The 14929-nt window shown below is 72.1% G+C and carries 12 protein-coding genes; 3 read left to right on the top strand and 9 right to left on the bottom strand.

What is annotated here, in order from left to right; translation table 11 throughout:
* From ACWKZU_RS16090 to hutH, 6 genes are all read right to left on the bottom strand, one after another.
* Positions 1–257, bottom strand: a 257-nt coding sequence (locus tag ACWKZU_RS16090; protein ID WP_449283346.1) for a helix-turn-helix domain-containing protein, incomplete at its 3' end; no start/stop codon positions are given.
* Between the two features lie 72 nt (positions 258–329).
* The gene (mfd, locus tag ACWKZU_RS16085) at positions 330–4124 is read right to left on the bottom strand and encodes a transcription-repair coupling factor (RefSeq protein ID WP_449283345.1); all 3795 of its coding nucleotides are present in this window, start codon (positions 4122–4124) and stop codon (positions 330–332) included.
* Positions 4121–4747, bottom strand: coding sequence for an aminoacyl-tRNA hydrolase (gene pth / locus ACWKZU_RS16080; RefSeq protein WP_449283344.1), 627 nt, complete (start codon positions 4745–4747; stop codon positions 4121–4123). The genes mfd and pth overlap by 4 nt, the downstream gene beginning before the upstream one ends.
* A 72-nt stretch (positions 4748–4819) precedes the next feature.
* The gene (locus tag ACWKZU_RS16075) at positions 4820–5401 is read right to left on the bottom strand and encodes a 50S ribosomal protein L25/general stress protein Ctc (protein WP_449283343.1); all 582 of its coding nucleotides are present in this window, start codon (positions 5399–5401) and stop codon (positions 4820–4822) included.
* Positions 5402–5595: 194 nt separating this feature from the next.
* Entirely contained in the window at positions 5596–6381 is a 786-nt protein-coding gene (locus ACWKZU_RS16070) for an IclR family transcriptional regulator (RefSeq protein WP_449283342.1), read from the bottom strand.
* Positions 6382–6412: 31 nt separating this feature from the next.
* Entirely contained in the window at positions 6413–7990 is a 1578-nt protein-coding gene (gene hutH, locus ACWKZU_RS16065; RefSeq protein WP_449283341.1) for a histidine ammonia-lyase, read from the bottom strand.
* 215 nt (positions 7991–8205) lie between these two features.
* Here hutH and ACWKZU_RS16060 point away from each other — a divergent pair, with 215 nt between their 5' ends.
* Both ACWKZU_RS16060 and ACWKZU_RS16055 read left to right on the top strand, forming a co-directional pair.
* Complete coding sequence (locus ACWKZU_RS16060; protein ID WP_449283340.1) at positions 8206–9693, top strand: amino acid permease; 1488 nt, start codon at positions 8206–8208, stop codon at positions 9691–9693.
* Between the two features lie 98 nt (positions 9694–9791).
* Positions 9792–10754, top strand: coding sequence for an arginase family protein (locus tag ACWKZU_RS16055; RefSeq protein WP_449283339.1), 963 nt, complete (start codon positions 9792–9794; stop codon positions 10752–10754).
* 139 nt (positions 10755–10893) lie between these two features.
* On the opposite strand, the gene ACWKZU_RS16050 is transcribed toward ACWKZU_RS16055, so the two are convergent.
* Together ACWKZU_RS16050 and ACWKZU_RS16045 are read right to left on the bottom strand one after the other, a co-directional pair.
* Positions 10894–11586, bottom strand: coding sequence for a uracil-DNA glycosylase (locus ACWKZU_RS16050; RefSeq protein WP_449283338.1), 693 nt, complete (start codon positions 11584–11586; stop codon positions 10894–10896).
* Between the two features lie 3 nt (positions 11587–11589).
* Positions 11590–12366 (bottom strand): SDR family oxidoreductase, encoded by a 777-nt coding sequence (locus tag ACWKZU_RS16045; protein WP_449283337.1) that lies wholly within the window; start codon positions 12364–12366, stop codon positions 11590–11592.
* Positions 12367–12549: 183 nt separating this feature from the next.
* Between ACWKZU_RS16045 and ACWKZU_RS16040 the strand changes: the two genes are divergently transcribed.
* A complete protein-coding gene (locus ACWKZU_RS16040; RefSeq protein WP_449283336.1) occupies positions 12550–13875 on the top strand; it encodes a bifunctional o-acetylhomoserine/o-acetylserine sulfhydrylase in 1326 nt (441 codons plus the stop codon).
* Positions 13876–14033: 158 nt separating this feature from the next.
* On the opposite strand, the gene ACWKZU_RS16035 is transcribed toward ACWKZU_RS16040, so the two are convergent.
* Positions 14034–14891 (bottom strand): EamA family transporter, encoded by an 858-nt coding sequence (locus ACWKZU_RS16035; RefSeq protein ID WP_449283335.1) that lies wholly within the window; start codon positions 14889–14891, stop codon positions 14034–14036.
* Between the last annotated feature and the right edge of the window lie 38 nt (positions 14892–14929).

The following is a 14929-nucleotide window of genomic DNA, read 5'->3' as shown; positions in this document are numbered from 1 at the left end:
TCGAGGCGCAGCGCCCGCGCGAGCGCCTCGAACACGGGCGGCGACGGGGCCAGGCGCCCCTGCTCGATGCGGGTGTAGTAGTCGCTGCTGATGCTCGCGAGCTCGGCGACCTCCTCGCGCCGCAGGCCGCTCACCCGGCGGTGCCCCGGCCCTGCCGCGAGGCCGAACCCGGCCGGATCCAGCGCGCCGCGGCACGTGCGCAGGAACTCGCCGAGCTCGCGCAGGTGAGGGTCGCGGTTCGCGTTCGCAGAGGTCATGCGACCATCGTAGAGCTGTTCCTAGGAACGCGCATCCCTCGATGCACGCCGCGAACGGAGGACGGCCCGGTGCTACTCGGTCGGCGCGTCCTCCTCGAGCAGGGTCGCGAGCACCCGTCCCGTCCAGGCCACGATGTCGCTCTCGTCGCCGACGCGCTTCTGGCCGACACCGGACAGCGGGCTTCGCGAGGAGGCGGTGCCGCCCGGCAGCGGCACCTGCAGCGTGCCGCTCGTCTCCGTGTACCGCGCTCCGGGATACATGCGGTTCATGCGCATGCGCCGCGAGTCGAGCAGCTTGACGGGCTCGATGCGCAGCGCGGGGCCCGCGGCGACGACCTTGGAGAGGCCCAGGCGCGCGGCGCGACGGCGCAGAGCGGACACGGCCGCCAGGCGCTGCACCTCGGCGGGCGGCTCGCCGTAGCGGTCCGCGAGCTCCTCCAGCACGAGCGCCACATGGTCGTCGGGCGCCTGCGGGTGCGAGGCCGCCGAGAACTTCTGGTAGGCCTCGAGGCGCAGGCGCTCGCTCTCCACGTACTCCTCGGGGATGTGCGCGTCGACGGGCAGCTCGAGCACCAGCTCGACCGGGCCGGTCGACTCCTCGCCCTTGAACGTGTTCACCGCCTCGCCGATCATGCGCAGGTACAGGTCGAAGCCCACGCCCGCGATGTGGCCCGACTGCTCGCCGCCCAGCAGATTGCCGGCGCCGCGCAGTTCGAGGTCCTTGAGCGCCACCTGCATACCGGAGCCGAGCTCGTTGTTGGCCGCGAGCGTCTCGAGGCGCTCGTGCGCGTGCTCGGTGAGGGGCTTGTCGGGGTCGTAGAGGAAATAGGCGTAGGCCCGCTCGCGGCTGCGGCCCACCCGACCGCGCAGCTGGTGCAGCTGGCTCAGGCCGTACTTGTCGGCGGCGTCGATGATGATGGTGTTGGCATTGGCGATGTCGAGGCCGGTCTCGATGATGGTGGTCGAGACGAGCACGTCGAACTTGCGCTCCCAGAAGTCCTGCACCACCTGCTCGAGCTGATGCTCGCTCAGACGGCCGTGCGCCACCGCCACCCGCGCCTCGGGCACGAGCTCGGCGATGTGCGCGGCGACGCGGCCGATCGACTGCACCCGGTTGTGCACGAAGAACACCTGGCCCTCGCGCAGCATCTCGCGCCGGATCGCGGCCGTGATCTGCTTGTCGCTGCGGGGACCGACGAAGGTGAGGATCGGGTGCCGGTCCTCGGGCGGCGTCGCGAGCGTCGACATCTCGCGGATGCCCGTGACCGCCATCTCGAGCGTGCGCGGGATCGGAGTCGCGCTCATCGCGAGGATGTCGACGTTGGTCTTGAGCTTCTTCAGCGCGTCCTTGTGCTCGACTCCGAAGCGCTGCTCCTCGTCGATGATGAGCAGCCCGAGATCCTTGTAGATGATGTTGTCCGAGAGCAGCCGGTGCGTGCCGATGACCACGTCGACGGTGCCCGCGGCGAGCCCCTCGATCGTGTCCTTCGCCTCCTTGTCGCTCTGGAAGCGGCTGAGCGCGCGCAGGCGCACGGGGAATCCGGCGAAGCGGTCCTGGAAGGTCTCGATGTGCTGGTTCACGAGCAGGGTGGTGGGCACCAGCATGGCGACCTGCTTGCCGTCCTGCACCGCCTTGAACGCCGCGCGCACGGCCACCTCGGTCTTGCCGAAGCCCACGTCGCCGGCGATGAGCCGGTCCATGGGGATCGCGCGCTCCATGTCGCGCTTCACCTCGTCGATCGTGGTGAGCTGGTCGAGCGTCTCGGCGTACGGGAACGCCTCCTCCAGCTCGTGCTGCCAGGGGGTGTCGGGTGAGAAGGAGTGCCCCTTCGAGGCGACACGCGCCGAGTAGAGCTTGACCAGCTCCACGGCGATGTCGCGCACCGCCTTGCGGGCCTTCTTCTTGGCGTTGGCCCAGTCGCTGCCGCCCATCTTCGAGAGCGCGGGCGCCTCGCCGCCGACGTAGCGGGAGAGCTGATCCAGCTGGTCGGTGGGCACGTACAGCTTGTCCTTGGGCATGCCGCGCTTGGTCGACGCGTACTCGAGCACCAGGTACTCGCGCAGCGCCTTCGTCGCGTCGCGCCCGACGCCGGTGGGCACCATGCGCTGGGTCAGCTCGACGAACTGCCCGATGCCGTGCGTCTCGTGCACCACGTAGTCGCCCGCGACGAGCTTCAGCGGGTCCACCACGTTCTTGCCGCGCCGCTTGGCGAGCTTCTGGCCGCCGGCGGCCTGCGATCCCACGGAGCGCCCGAAGAACTCGGCCTCCGTGGCGAGCAGCAGTTTCGCCTCGGCGCTCTCGAAGCCGGACCAGGCGGTACCCGCCACGAGGTAGACGATGCCGTCCTCGAGGCGCTCGGGGAGCTCGTCGACCATGCGCGCGGCGGCCCCGGCCTCCGCGAGCACATCGCGGGCCCGCTCCACCAGGCCGACGCCCTGCGCACTGACGATCGCGTGCCAGCCGTCGCGCAGCCGCTCCGAGAACACTCGGATCGCCGACTGCGTGGCGTCGGCGCCGCTCGCCGGACGCGGGAAGTGCGTGCCGGCCACGTTGCGGGCCGGGGCGTCGTCGTCGGTCGTCCTGCGCGCAGCCGCAGGATCCGCGGTTCCGCCCTCTGGATCCCGCGACTCGCCGCGACCGAGTGGCGTCGCCGCGGAATCCGCAGAACGCTGGTGCGTTCCGCTCCGAGCACTCCGCTCCAGCGGCATGGCGTTCGAGGCGTCATCCTCACCGGCGACGAAGGTCGAGACCGTCCACCACGGCCGCCCGCGCGACGCCGCGCGCAGCTCGGCGACCGACAGCATCCCGCTGTCGTCGGTGGGCACCGGCGCGTCGGCACCGGCGGTGGCGGCGCTCCAGGCCGCCTCGAGGAACTCGCGGTTGGTCTCGGCCAGGCTCACGGCGCGCCCAGCCACCCGTTCGGGCGACGCGACGAGCACGGCGCCGCCCTCGGGCAGCAGCGCCGTGAGCGGCTGCAGTCCGGGAACGAGCTGCGGCAGCAGGCTCTCCATGCCCTCGACTGGGATGCCCTGGCTCATCTTCTCCAGCAGCCCCGAGAGGGCCGGGAAGCGCGGCAGCAGTTCAGCCGCCCGCTCGCGCACCTCGTCGGTGAGCAGCAGCTCGCGCGCGGGCCACAGCTCGACCTGCGGGAGCGGGTCGCCCGCGCTGCGCTGGTCGGACACCGCGAAGTGCCGGATCTGGTCGACCTCGTCGCCGAAGAAGTCCACGCGCACGGCCTGCGAGGCCTCGGGCGGGAAGACGTCGAGGATGCCACCGCGCACCGCGAACTCACCGCGGCGCGTGACCATGTCCACGCGCGTGTAAGCGCGCAGCACGAGCTCGCGGGCGACGGCGTCGAGGCCGCCTTCGCCGCGCACCGCCGCCTCCTCCCCCGCCCGCAGCACGAGGGGCTCCGCCTGCGCGGCGTGCGGCGACACCGGCTGCAGAGCCGCGCGCACCGAGGCCACGAGGATGAGGGGCCGCGCGGGGTCGTGCTGCCGCAGCAGGCGCAGAGCCGCGGCCCGCCGGCCCACGGTCTCGGCGCTCGGGCTCAGCCGCTCGTGCGGCAGCGTCTCCCACGCCGGGAACTCCGCCGTGCGAGCCTCGGGCACGAGGGAGGCGAGGGCCGAGCGCAGCGCGTCGGCCTCCCGGCTGGTCGCCGCGATCAGGAGCAGCGCGCCCCGATCCCCCGCCTCGCGACGTCGGCGCAGCAGGCCCGCGATGAGCGGGGCCCGCAGCCCCTCGGCGACGGAGAAGTCGGCATCGGAGCCGCTTCGGTCTCCACCGGGAGCGGCATCGGCGACGTCGAGCGCCCGCGCGAACGACGGCGACGCCTCGAGCAGCCGGTCGATCCCCCGCAGCGTCACTTCGCGGTCCGTCCGTGGAATCGCTGCTGCGCCGCCAGCAGTCCCTCGTCGACGAGCGACTCGGCCGCGTCGGCCGCGTCCTCGAGCAGCACGGGCAGCGTGCTCCGCTCCCCCGCGCCGAACGGGCGCAGCACGTAGTCGGCGGGATCCTGCTGCCCCGGCGGGCGGCCGATGCCCACGCGCACCCGCAGGAACTCCGGGGTACCGAGCGCCTTGGCGATGTCGCGCAGGCCGTTGTGCCCGCCGTGCCCGCCGCCCTGCTTCAGTTTGACGCTGTCGAAGGGAAGATCGAGCTCGTCGTGGATGACGATGATGCGATCCGGCGGCACGTCGAAGTACTTGGCGAGCGCCGAGACCGGCCCGCCCGAGGTGTTCATGTAGCCGTTCGACTTGGCGAGGATGAGCTTCGGGCCGCCGGGCCGCACCCGGCCGTCGGCGATGCGGGATCCGGTCTTGTGCGGCGAGAACCTGCCTCCGACGCGGTCGGCGAGCACGTCGAGCGCCATCTGCCCCACGTTGTGCCGCGTCGCCTCGTATTTGGCCCCGGGGTTCCCCAGGCCGACGATCAGCCAGCTGTCACCGGACACGCGATCCTCCGTCTTCCTCCGCTTGCGCCAGAACATCGATCATCCTCCCAGAACGCGAACGGGCCCGTCGAGCAGTCGCTGCTCCACGGGCCCGAGAATCGCGACGGATTACTCGGCGGCCTCCTCCGAGGCCTCCTCCTCGGCAGAGGCGCCGCGCGGAGCCACGATGTTGACGACGAGCAGATCGGCGTCGCCGAGCAGGCTCGCGCCCTTCGGCAGCTCGATGTCGCCGGTCACGATGTGCGCACCCTCCTCGAGGCCCTCGACGCTCACCTCGAGGTGCTCCGGGATGTCGGTGGCGGGAACGCTGAGGTGGATCGTGTTGAGCTCCTGCAGCGCATTGGTGCCGGCGAAGGACTCGCCCACGACGTGCACGGGGACCTCGACCTCGACGGTCTCGCCCTTCTTCACGACGAGCAGATCGACGTGCTCGATGATCTGGCGCACCGGATCCTTCTGCACGTCCTTGACGAGCACGAGCTCCTTGCGGCCCTCGATGTCGAGCTCGATGATGGCGTTGGCGTGACGGATGATGAGGCTCAGCGGGTGGGTCTCGACCGAGACGTGCACGGGGTCGGTGCCGTGTCCGTAGATGACCGCCGGGGTCTGGCCGACGGCGCGCAGCTTGCGGGCAGCGCCCTTGCCGAAGCTCTCGCGGGCGGTGGCGACCAGCTGATTGGTCTCGCTCATGTTGTTCTCTCCTTGCGGGCTCTCGCCCAATGAGGGCGGCCGTGCCGCCAGGATTGGTGTCTCGCACTTGCATCGCAACGCAGCAAGATGGCCCGCTGAGGCAGTCCGTCCCGCGTCGATCACGGGCGCCGGAGCGCCCCTCGCCGAAGTACAGCTCACCATTCTACACGGATGCGCGGGCCTTCCGGCACCGCTCAGACCCGCGCCGCGCGCCCGTGGATCCGCGTCGACAGCATCTCGGCGGTGCGGCGCACCTCCGCGGCGAGCGCGGGGAGCCGGTCCTCGGGCACCGCGCCCTCCTCGAACGTCGTCGCGAGCGCGGCCACCGGCCAGCCGCGATGGTCGAGCACGGCCACGCCGATCGAGGCGAGCCCCGCCGTCACCGAGCCCCGCTCCACGGCGAAGCCCCGTGCGCGCGTCTCGTCGAGCACGGCGCGCAGCCGCGAATAGCGGTCGATGCCGTCGAGGCCGTCGGCGTGCCGGTGCACGAAGGCCTCGCGGTCCGGGAACAGCGCCCGCACCTGCGCCTTCGGCAGCGCCGCGAGGATCGCCCGCCCGCTGGCGGTGAGCTGCATGGGCAGCCGCACGTCGACGTCGGTGACGAGATGCGGAGACCCCGGGGCCCGCTCCTCGATCACGTACAGCACGTCCCGGCCGTGCGGCACGGCGAGGTGGCAGCTCTGACGCACCCGGTCGACGAGCGCCGTCACGAGCGGGCGGCCGATGCGCGCGAGCGGCTCCTGCCGCGCATAGGCCGAGCTCAGCTCGACCGCGGCGATCCCGAGCCCGTAGCGCTTCTCCTCCGGCAGATGCATCACGAAGCCGTGCTGCTGCAGCGTGGCGAGCAGCTGGTAGACCGTGGATCGCGGCAGCTCGAGCCGGCTCGCGATCATGCTGGCCGCCATCGGGCCCCGCGATCCGGCGAGCAGGCTGAGGATCCGCAGCGTCTGATCGGCTGCCGGGACCTTGGGCGCACTCACCTTCGCAGCCTACCGTTCGGGGGTACCGGGCTCAGGCGAGCGGTGCGCCGACCGCGCGCTCCACCTCGGCCAGCACCTCGCCGCTCGCCACGAACCCGTGGGCAGCGGCGATGGTCGGCGAGAGGAAGGAGTCGGTGTCGGGCTCGGGGATGCGGGTGCGGAACAGCGCGTGCACGGCCGCCGTGGCGGGGGCGGGACCGCCCTCGCCCGCGGCGGCGCGGAAGTCGAGCGCCCGCGTGGAGGCGAGCAGCTCGATGCCGAGCACCCGCGCGAGGCCGTCGACGGCGCGGCGCAGCTTGCGGCCGGCGTGCCAGCCCATCGAGACGTGGTCCTCCTGCATCGCCGACGAGGGGATCGAGTCGACCGAGGCCGGCGCCGCGAGGCGCTTGAGCTCCGAGACGATGCCCGCGGCCGTGTACTGCGCGATCATGAGGCCCGAGTCGAGGCCGGCGTCGGCGGCGAGGAACGGGGGCAGCCCGTGGTTGCGCGCCACGTCGAGGAAGCGGTCCGTACGCCGCTCGGAGATGCTCGCCACATCGGCCACCGCGATCGCCAGGAAGTCGAGCACGTAGGCGACCGGGGCGCCGTGGAAGTTGCCGTTGGACTCCACGCGGCCGTCGAGCGTGACGACCGGATTGTCGACGGCCGAGACCAGTTCGACGGCGGCGACGCGCGCGGCGTGGTCCGCGGTGTCGCGCGCCGCGCCGTGCACCTGCGGGGCGCAGCGCAGCGAGTAGGCGTCCTGCACCCGCGTGAACTCGCCCTCGCGCGGGCGCTGGATCAGGCCCGAGCCCTCGAGCACGCTGCGCATGTTCGCGGCGGCGGCGGCCTGACCGGGGTGCGGGCGCAGGGCCTGCAGATCGGCGGCGAACACGGCATCGGTGCCGGTGAGCGCCTCGACGCTCGCGGCGGCGGCGACATCGGCGACCGTCAGCAGCCGCGCGAGGTCGTGCAGGGCGAGGCAGAGCATGCCGAGCATGCCGTCGGTGCCGTTGATGAGCGCGAGGCCCTCCTTCTCGGCGAGCACCAGCGGGACGATGCCCGCGGCGGCGAGCGCGTCGGCCGCGGGCACGGGCGCGGCGTGCGGATCCCGCGAGACCCGCACCTCGCCCTCGCCCATCAGCGTCAGCGCGCAGTGCGCGAGCGGGCTGAGGTCGCCGGAGCAGCCGAGCGAGCCGTACTCGTGCACCACGGGCGTGATGCCGGCGTTGAGAATCGCGGCGTAGGTCTCGACCACGGCGGGGCGCACGCCCGTGCGGCCGGTCGCGAGGGTGTTCAGGCGCAGCAGCATGAGCGCGCGCACCACCTCACGCTCGACCTCGGGACCGGTGCCCGCCGCGTGCGAGCGGATGAGGCTGCGCTGCAGCTGCTGGCGCTTCTCGACCGGGATCTGCACCTTGGCGAGGGCGCCGAAGCCGGTCGAGACGCCGTAGTGCGGCCGGCTGTCGTTCGCGAGGTCCTCGATGATGCGCCGGCTCGCGGCGACGCGCTCGATCGCCTCGGCGGAGAGCTCGACGCGCGCGTCCTCGCGGGCGACGGAGACGACGTCGTCCGCGGTCAGCGGGGCGGCGCCGAGGACGACGGGGGTGCGGGAGGAAGAACTGCTCATGTGGTCGATTCCATCTGAAGGCGGGGTCGGGGGCGAGAGTCTCGCCGCGTCCATTGTCCGGGATACCGGACTTAGCGGCAAGGGACCCGATTTCCAGCCGTTTCTGGGATCCCGGACCGGTACCGCACTGAACCGCTCCCCCTCATCCCACTCGCGTTGCTAGCTTCGCCGGGAGGAGCGACGCCGCTCCGTCCGCACCCGACGAAAGGACTGCGATGAACACCCCGTCCACCGACACCGACCGAAACGAGGCGTCCGTCGACGATGCGGCCGCGTCCGCGAACCCCGAAGGCCGACTCAAGCGGGGTCTCAGCGCCCGCCACATCCGCTTCATGGCGCTCGGATCCGCGATCGGCACCGGCCTCTTCATGGGGTCGTCCGGCGCGATCCAGACCGCCGGTCCGTCGGTGCTGCTCGCATACATCATCGGCGGCGCCGCCGTGTTCATGGTGATGCGCGCGCTCGGAGAGATGATCGTGCGGCACCCGGTCTCCGGCTCGTTCGGCCAGTACGCCTCGCGCTACATCCATCCCTTCGCGGGCTTCCTCGTCGGCTGGACCTTCGCGTTCGAGATGTTCCTCGTCGCGGTGTTCGACGCGACCGCCATCGCCGTCTACATGGGCTTCTGGTTCCCCCAGGTGTCGCAGTGGGTGTGGGTGCTCGCCGTCGTCTTCTTCATCGCCGCCATCAACCTGGTCGGCGTGAAGGTGTTCGGCGAGCTCGAGTTCTGGTTCGCGCTCATCAAGATCGTCGCGATCATCGCGCTCATCGTCGCCGGCACCGCCGTCATCGTCTTCGGCTTCGGCGTGGCCGGGCACGAGGACATGGGACCGCGGAACCTCGTCGAGCACGGCGGCTTCATGCCGCACGGCATCTGGGGGCTGCTCGCATCCTTCACCATCGTGATGTTCGCCTTCGGCGGCATCGAGATCATCGGCGTCACGGCCGGAGAGGCGCAGAACCCCAAGAAGGTGCTGCCCAAGGCGATCAACTCGGTGCCGATCCGCATCCTGCTGTTCTACGTGCTGACGCTCGGCGTCATCATGATGATCCAGCCCTGGGTCGACATCACCGGCGAGTCGAGCCCCTTCGTCTCGATCTTCGAATCGCTCGGGTTCCAGGCCGCCGCCGCGGTCTTCAACGTGATCCTCATCACCGCCGCGCTCTCGGCGATGAACGCCGACATCTTCGGGGCGGGGCGCATGATCCACGGCCTCGCCGAACAGGGCCAGGCGCCCCGGGCGTTCACGAAGACGACCGGCAACGGCGTGCCGATCATGACGGTGATCAGCATGATCGTCGCGCTCCTCATCGGCGTGGTGCTCAACTACTTCTTCCCCACCCAGGTGCTCTTCCTGCTCGGCGCGCTCGCCACGTTCGCGACCGTGCTCGTGTGGCTCGTGATTCTCGTCGCCCACATCCGCATGAAGCGCGAGATCGCCCGCGAGCGGCGTCTGCCGAGCGAGTTCCCGGTGCCGCTGTGGCCCACCGCGTCGTACCTGACCGTCGGCTTCATCGTCTTCGTGATCGTGATGGTCGGGATCGTGCCCGACTCGCGCCCGGCGCTCTGGGTCGGCATGGTCTGGGTCGGGATCCTGATCGCCTGCTACTTCGGCCTCGTGCGCGGCCCCGGCCGCACTCCCCACCAGCTGGTCGACCAGACCGAGCCGATCCGCGTCGTCCCCGGCGACCGCGAGGAGTGACCGGGCCCGTCGGCCGCCCCGGAGCCGCGTCCGGGATCCCGCACACCACGCCCGCGAACCCTGGCAGAGCGCGCCGGACTCTTGCTAACGTCGCAGACATGAGCGCTGAAGCCGTATCCCCGTCCCTGTCGCACGATCCCTCCTGGCCGCGAACGGGCGGCTGGCCGGCCCCCGACGCGGTCGGCAACCGCGCCGAGCTCACGATCGTGGGCGTGCCGACCGCGCGCACCTCCCTGTCCCCCACCAACGCGCACGAGACCCCGGCCGCCATCCGCGAGGCGCTGCGGCGCTACTCCTCGCACCTCGTCGCGCCCGGCAACCCGGGTGGCCGCGGCCCCGAGGCCGAGCTGGTGCTCGACGAGGAGCTGCGCATCGCCGACGCGGGAGACCTCGCGGACCCCGACACGGAGGCCGGCGAGGCCGCGGCGGTGGAGCGGATCGCGGCGCTCGCGGCGCGCTCGGAGCTCGTCGTCGCGCTCGGCGGCGACAACGCCCTGACGGTGCCCGCGGCGCTCGGCGTGGCCGGACCCGCGCTCGAGACGGCGGGGCTCATCACCCTCGATGCCCATCACGACCTCCGCGACGGGCGCAGCAACGGCTCGCCCGTGCGGCGCCTCGTGGAGGCGGGTCTCAACCCGCACCGCATCGTGCAGATCGGCATCGCGGACTTCGCGAACTCGCACGCCTACCGGCAACGGGCCCGCGAGCTGGGCATCACGGTGATCCACCGCGACGAGCTGCACGACCGGCCGCTGCGCGAGGTGGTCGACGAGGCGCTGCACATCGCCGGCGCCGGCGGCGGTCCGATCCACGTCGACCTCGATGTCGACGTGTGCGACCGCTCGGTCGCGCCGGGCTGCCCGGCCTCGATCCCCGGCGGCCTCGAGGCGCACGAGCTGCGCCGCATCACCCGGCTGCTCGCCGCCGACCCCCGCGTGCGCGGCATCGATATCGCCGAGGTCGACGCCACGGCCGATGCCCCGGACGGACGCACGGTGCGCCTCGCCGCGCTCCTCGTGCTCGAGGCCGCGGCCGGTCTCGCCCAGCGCCTCGGGCGCTGAGAGCCGCCTTGCGCGCAGCCCGCCGCCGATTCGAGGCGAGGCGAGGCGAAGCGGAGTCGAGATCCAGGCCGCCGCAGCCCGGGTCTCGGCTCCCTCCTCCGTCGGTCGCTCAACCGGCGGGCGGGCTCCGCTTCCGCTCCTAGCGCGTGAGCTCCCACTCCACGGGCGCGGCTCCCTGCGCCTGCAGCGCCTCGTTCGCGCGGCTGAAGGGGCGCGAGCCGAAGAAGCCGCGCGATGCCGACAGCGGCGAGGGGTGCGGGCTCTCGATGCGCGGCGTCGAGCCCAGCATCGGCCCCAGCGAGCGCGCGTCGTTGCCCCAGAGGATCGCGACGAGCGGGCCGCCGCGGGCCACGAGCGCGCGGATCGCGTGCTCGGTGAGCGCCTCCCACCCCTTGCCGCGGTGCGAGGCCGGCGTTCCCGCGCGCACCGTCAGCACGCGGTTGAGCAGCATCACGCCGTGATCGGCCCACGCGGTGAGATCGCCGTGGGGCGCAGGGGCGATCCCGAGATCGTCCTGCAGCTCCCTGTAGATGTTCTGCAGGCTGCGCGGGATCGGCCGCACGTCGGGGGCGGTGGCGAAGGAGAGCCCGATCGGGTGTCCGGGGGTCGGATACGGATCCTGCCCGACGACGAGCACGCGCACATCGGCGAGCGGGCGCTGGAACGCGGCGAGGATCCGGTCCCCCGCAGGCAGCACCCGCTGCCCCTCCGCGCGCTCGGCGTTCAGGAAGCGGCCGAGTTCGGCCAGGCGATCCCCCATCGGTTCGAGGGCCTCGGCCCAGTCGGCCGCGATATGTCCGTTCTCGGCGAGCTGCTGCAGCGTCATCGCCATCGTTCACGCACCGGCCTTCGGCGTCAGCGGCCCGCGGTGCGTGTGGAAGACGCTCGACTGCGCCACCGGACGCAGCACGATGAGATCCTGGTTCACGTGCGGCGGCTGCTCGAAGGCGCCCACCAGCACCCGCGCGACGTCCTCGGCCCGCAACGGGATCACGTCGGCATAGGGCGCCGCCGCCGCGACCGCGTCGCCGCGCAGGCGGTTGAGCGTGAACTCCTCGGTGTGCACGAGCCCGGGCGCGAGCTCCATGACCCGGATCGGCTCGCCCGCGAGCTCGAGCCGGAGCACCTCGGTGACGGCGCGCGCGGCGTACTTCGCGGCGTTGTAGCCGCCGCCTCCGGGGTACGCGTCGTGCCCCGCCGTCGACGTGATGTTGAGGATCGACGCCCAGCCCGTGCGCCGCGCGCCCTCGCGCAGCACCGGCAGCATCGCCGCGGTCACCGCCCGCAGGCCGAGCACGTTGACCTCGAACATCCGCCGCCAGTCGTCGTTCGACGAGTGCTCCACCGACTCCGTGCCGAGCGCGCCGCCCGCGTTGTTGACGAGTCCCGTCGCACCGCCCGTCTCGGCCACCTCGGCGGCGAGCCGCGCGACCTGATCCTCGTCGGTCACGTCGCAGACCACCGCGTGCGCCCCGGTCTCCTCCGCCAGGGCGCGCAGCCGGTCCTCGCGCCTCGCGACGGCGACGGTCTGCCAGCCGAGCTCGGCGAAACGCCGCACTGTCGCGGCCCCGATCCCGGAACTCGCCCCCGTCACCACCACTCGCTTCAGCATGCGCGCTCCTCTCCGTGGACTCCGCTTCGATCCTAGTGTTCCCGCCGATCAGCCCCCTCCCCGCCGGCCCGAGCAGATTACGCGGAATGTCCCGCATCGTTGTCGTTCCCAGATGCGCTTCGTAGTCTGTTCCTCAGCGCAGCAGCGCGCCCCCTTTCTCCACCACTCTCAGCGAGGAGCACCATGACCGACCAGACCGCCTGGGGATTCGAGACCAAGCAGATCCACGCGGGCCAGCAGCCCGACCCGGCGACCGGCGCACGCGCGCTGCCGATCCACCAGACCACCGCCTTCGTCTTCGACAGCACCGAGCAGGCGGCCAACCGCTTCGCCCTCGCGGAGCTCGGGCCGATCTACACCCGCATCACCAACCCGACGCAGGACGTCGCCGAGCAGCGCATCGCCGCGCTCGAGGGCGGGGCGGCAGCGCTGCTGCTCGCCAGCGGCCAGGCCGCGTCGACGTTCGCCGTGCTCAACATCGCGAACTCCGGCGACCACATCGTCTCCTCCAGCTCGATCTACGGCGGCACCTACAACCTCTTCAAGTACTCGCTGGCCAAGCTCGGCATCGAGGTCACCTTCGTCGAGGATCAGGACGATCCCGCCGCCTGGCAGCGGGCCGTGCGCCCCAACACCAAGCTGTTCTTCGCCGAGTCGATCGCCAACCCGCGTTCGAACGTGCTCGACATCCGCGCGGTCGCCGACGTGGCGCACGAGAACGGGCTGCCGCTCATCGTCGACAACACGGTCGCGAGCCCCTACCTGGTGCGTCCGATCGAGCACGGCGCGGACATCGTGCTGCACTCCGCCACCAAGTTCCTCGGAGGCCACGGCACCACCCTCGGCGGCGTGATCGTCGACGGCGGCAAGTTCGAGTGGTCGAAGCACGTGGACAAGTTCCCCGGCCTGACCGAGCCGGACCCCTCGTACAACGGCGTCAGCTACACGGGCGCCGTGGGCGACGCGATCGCCTACATCATCAAGGCGCGCGTGCAGCTGCTGCGCGACCTCGGCTCGGCGATCGCCCCGAACAGCGCGTGGCTGCTGCTGCAGGGCATCGAGACGCTGTCGCTGCGCATCGAGCGCCACGTGCAGAACGCGCAGGACGTCGCCGAGTGGCTCGACGCCCACGACGACGTCGCCACCGTGTACTACTCGGGCCTGCCCACCTCGCCCTGGTACGCGACCGCGAACACGTACGCGCCGAAGGGTGTGGGCGCGGTGCTGTCGTTCGAGCTGAAGGGCGGCGTCGAGGCGGGCAAGGCGTTCGTCAACGCCGTCGAGCTGTTCAGCCACGTCGCGAACATCGGCGACGTGCGCTCGCTCATCATCCACCCGGCATCGACCACGCACTCGCAGCTCACCCCGGAGCAGCAGCTCACCGCGGGCGTCACCCCGGGGCTCGTGCGCCTCTCGGTGGGCCTCGAGCACATCGACGACATCAAGGGCGACCTCGAGAAGGGGTTCGCGGCCGCGCGGGCGGTCGTCGCCGCTGCCGCGAACGCGTAGACGAGCGCGGGCGCGCGCCGCGCACCTCGGGAGCGGGGTCCCGGGCTTCGGCCCGGGCCCCGCTCGGTCGTTCTCCGGCGACGGCGGGTGAACCCCGCTGCACCCGAGCCGTTCGCCTGCCGAGCACCGAGTCGTTCAGCGGCCGAGCGCCGAATCCCTCAGACGGTGCGGCGGGAGGTCGCCACCACTCCCGCGCTCGCGCAGACCACGAGCAGGATCGCCAGCAGCTGCCGCGCATCGAGCGCCTGGTGCAGCACCGCGAAGCCGGCGAGCGCCGCGACGGCCGGGCCCAGGCTCGACAGCACGCCGAACACCCGGGCCGACATGCGCTTGAGGGCGAGGAACTCGAGTCCGTAGGCGATCACGGTGGTCATCAGCGCGACGCCGGCGAAGGCGGCGAGCAGCGCGGGATCCTGCCGCACGCCGTGCACGGCCTGACCGGCGCCGATCGGCACCGTGACGAGGGCCGCCACGGCGACGGCCGCGACGAGCCCGTCGATGCCGCGCACCCGCGAGCTGAGCCGTGCCGAGGCGACGATGTAGAGCGCCCAGAACGCCGCGGCGACCGCCGCGAAGAGCGCGCCGAGCAGCGTCACCGCGCCCGTGTCGTCGAGGCCGAGCAGCAGGATCCCGCCGAGCGCGAGCACCACCCAGGCGGCGTCGACCGGGCGGCGGATGCCCGCCGCGGCGACCGCGAGCGGCCCCATCAGCTCGATCGTCGCCGCGAGGCCCAGCGGGATCCGGTCGATCGCCAGGTAGATGAACACGTTCATGCCGCCCATCCCGATCCCGAGCAGCACCACGCCCAGCCAGGTGCGCGCACCCCAGGCCCCGATCCTCGGCCGCACGAGCGCGATGAGGATCAGTGCGGCGAACCCCAGCCGCAGCGAGGCGGCGCCGAGCGGCCCGACGCGGTCGAACAGCGATCCGACGAAGGCGTTGCCGAACTGCACGCTGAAGATCGCGGCGATCGCGAGCAGGCTCGACGGCAGGCGGCGGGACGGGTCGGCGGTCACCTCAGCACCCTATCGCCGGTCTCACGCTTCTTCTCTGG

It is taken from the genome of Leucobacter sp. (genome assembly GCF_053528595.1).
Note: the sequence above shows the minus strand (reverse complement) of the source record. Positions and strands in the feature narration are given on the sequence as shown.

Coding starts and splice junctions, on each gene's coding strand:
- ACWKZU_RS16075 (WP_449283343.1), bottom strand. CDS start 5,401: ATGAGCGAGACCAATCAGCTGGTCGCCACCGCCCGCGAGAGCTTCGGC.
- pth (WP_449283344.1), bottom strand. CDS start 4,747: ATGTTCTGGCGCAAGCGGAGGAAGACGGAGGATCGCGTGTCCGGTGAC.
- ACWKZU_RS16045 (WP_449283337.1), bottom strand. CDS start 12,366: ATGCTGAAGCGAGTGGTGGTGACGGGGGCGAGTTCCGGGATCGGGGCC.
- ACWKZU_RS16060 (WP_449283340.1), top strand. CDS start 8,206: ATGAACACCCCGTCCACCGACACCGACCGAAACGAGGCGTCCGTCGAC.
- ACWKZU_RS16050 (WP_449283338.1), bottom strand. CDS start 11,586: ATGGCGATGACGCTGCAGCAGCTCGCCGAGAACGGACATATCGCGGCC.
- ACWKZU_RS16055 (WP_449283339.1), top strand. CDS start 9,792: ATGAGCGCTGAAGCCGTATCCCCGTCCCTGTCGCACGATCCCTCCTGG.
- ACWKZU_RS16040 (WP_449283336.1), top strand. CDS start 12,550: ATGACCGACCAGACCGCCTGGGGATTCGAGACCAAGCAGATCCACGCG.
- hutH (WP_449283341.1), bottom strand. CDS start 7,990: ATGAGCAGTTCTTCCTCCCGCACCCCCGTCGTCCTCGGCGCCGCCCCG.